The sequence below is a fragment of the Vibrio sp. V43_P6S15P86 genome (assembly GCF_009904725.1).
Taxonomy (GTDB): Bacteria; Pseudomonadota; Gammaproteobacteria; order Enterobacterales; family Vibrionaceae; genus Vibrio; species Vibrio diabolicus.
Genome location: NZ_WXWT01000327.1, coordinates 1 through 2,150 on the forward strand (window position 1 = coordinate 1; position 2,150 = coordinate 2,150).

Consider the following 2,150-nt stretch of genomic DNA (forward strand, 5'->3'; position numbering starts at 1 on the left):
TAATCGTTAATATTTATTTTTGAAAAATAACTGGCGTTAAATTATTTGGGGAGATTTTAGTGAAGCTAAGTAATATTAGTATCGCGTGTTTTGGTTTGCTAATACCACTGGTTTCTAGCGCACAAACTTTAGAACAAGCAATAGCGACAACATTTGCAACGAACCCTGATATCAAAAGTGCGTTTAACGAGTATATGAGTAGTCGTTATATTATCGATAAATCACGTGGAGCATATAAACCTAGTCTCGATATTGACGCGGGTATCGGTTACGAGAGCATTCACCCTTCCGACTCTACTGGTAAGAGTGATACCGAGATGACCCGCAAAGATATGGCAATTACTCTTACCCAGTTGATCTGGGATGGTTCAAAAACCCTATATGACATTGATCGTACCTCTGCAGATGCAGAGTCTGTGCGTTATCAGTTGCTTGCAGATGCCCAAAATGTTGCGTTAGAAGTCATCAAAGCTTATTTGGATGTAGTAAAAACACAAAAGCTGACTGCGCTTTCCACTAGCAACCTAAACACACATAAGCGAATTTATACTGATATTAAAAAGCGTACAGAGTCAGGAATTGGCTCAGTTGCCGACCTTAACCAGGTTAAAGCTCGTTTAGCAAAAGCTCAAAGTAATGTTTTAGCTGCACAAAATAACCATAAAGACGCTCAAACAGCATTCTTTCGCTTAGTTGGTGAAGCACCAACTAACCTTATTTTTCCGCACGCAGACCAAAACTTTATCCCCAATTCTCTAGACGAGGCCCAATCGCAGGCTTTTGACAATCATCCTGTCATAAAAATAGCACTCGCAGATGTCGATTCTGCCAGGTTCCAATATAAACAAGCGGATGCAAACTATTTCCCAGTCATCTCATTTGAAGCGAAACAAAGCTGGAACGATGATGTAGGAGGAGTAAATGGTCTCAACTCTGAAACACAAGCAATGCTTCGTGTCCGATACAACCTTTACAACGGTGGCCGAGACTCTGCGAACAGTGACAGTATGGCCTATCAACTCAATAAAGCGAAAGACCTCAGAGAGCGAGCATACCGAAGTGTGGAGCAAGAGCTCCGCCTTTCGTGGAGCGCTCTTGAACTGACTAAACAACAAAAGTCTTTTTTAATACAACACGTTGATTCCATGTCAAACACCGTTATTGCATACCAAAAACAATATCGTATTGGAAAGCGCACCTTACTTGATCTGCTGAACACTGAAAACGAGTTGTTTGAATCACGCAAAAACTACTTAGAAACACAATTTGCACAGCAATACGCACAATATCGGACCCTGACTTCAACCGGGCAGCTTTTAGACGCATTGCGCGTCGACATACCGGAAGCGTGGACTCAATCGGTGGAGTACTAAATACAATGAAAAAGAACCTTCTAATCACTCTGGCTTTAATCATAATGAGTCATCATAGTGCATACGCACAAGATGAGCTGATGTACATTCCTATACCAAAGGCGAATCAGATTGCTGACCTAAACGACTTGGACAAAGATGGTGTGATAAACGCTCGTGATCTTTGCGCAGGCACTCCAATAGGGGCAGAAGTGGACAATGATGGTTGTGAAACCTATTTGCATAAAGAAGAGCAATACCAACTTAAGATTTTGTTTGATAACGACTCTGCTCTTATTAACCAAATTTTTAAAAACAAGATAGATGAGTTGGCTGCATTTCTTAAAAAGTATCCAACCACTTCTATAGAGATACAAGGATACGCAAGTAAGGTAGGACGCGCAGACTATAATTTAAACCTATCTCGCCATCGTGCAGAGAATGTACGCAATCTATTGATAGAAAAGGGAATCCCGGGTGACCGCCTCGCCATTATTGCTTTTGGCGACACACAGTTAGCAGAGCCGGGTATGGATCGTGTCAGCCACGCATTAAACCGCCGCGTTACTGCCACTGTTGTCGGCCAGCAAGGAATGGTTAAAGATGAGTGGACGATATTCACTACCTTCCCAGAAGTAAAATAAACTTATACCCCTGCTTATTTGCATAGATGAGTGGGGGTATTTTCATGTCATTACGCCTAACTAATTAGACACAACTAATAAAACAAACACTAACATTAATCATAACTCACTAATATTATGGCAAAAATTAAAAAGTGAGCCTTTACTCTATATT

The 2,150-nt window shown here is 41.1% G+C and carries 2 protein-coding genes; both read left to right on the plus strand.

The genetic code is table 11. From position 1 onward, the window contains the following. Positions 1–59: 59 nt before the first annotated feature. Positions 60–1,373 carry a TolC family outer membrane protein gene (locus CAG69_RS14415; protein ID WP_005390923.1) on the plus strand — a complete coding sequence of 438 codons (1,314 nt, stop codon included), beginning with the start codon at positions 60–62 and terminating at the stop codon, positions 1,371–1,373. A 5-nt stretch (positions 1,374–1,378) separates the two neighbouring features. Beyond that, positions 1,379–1,996, plus strand: coding sequence for an OmpA family protein (locus CAG69_RS14420; RefSeq protein ID WP_161444828.1), 618 nt, complete (start codon positions 1,379–1,381; stop codon positions 1,994–1,996). The last annotated feature ends 154 nt before the right edge of the window (positions 1,997–2,150 follow it).

Bases quoted from the DNA above. Each gene is read 5' to 3' on its own strand.
- CAG69_RS14420 (WP_161444828.1), top strand. From the start codon at position 1,379: ATGAAAAAGAACCTTCTAATCACTCTGGCTTTAATCATAATGAGTCAT.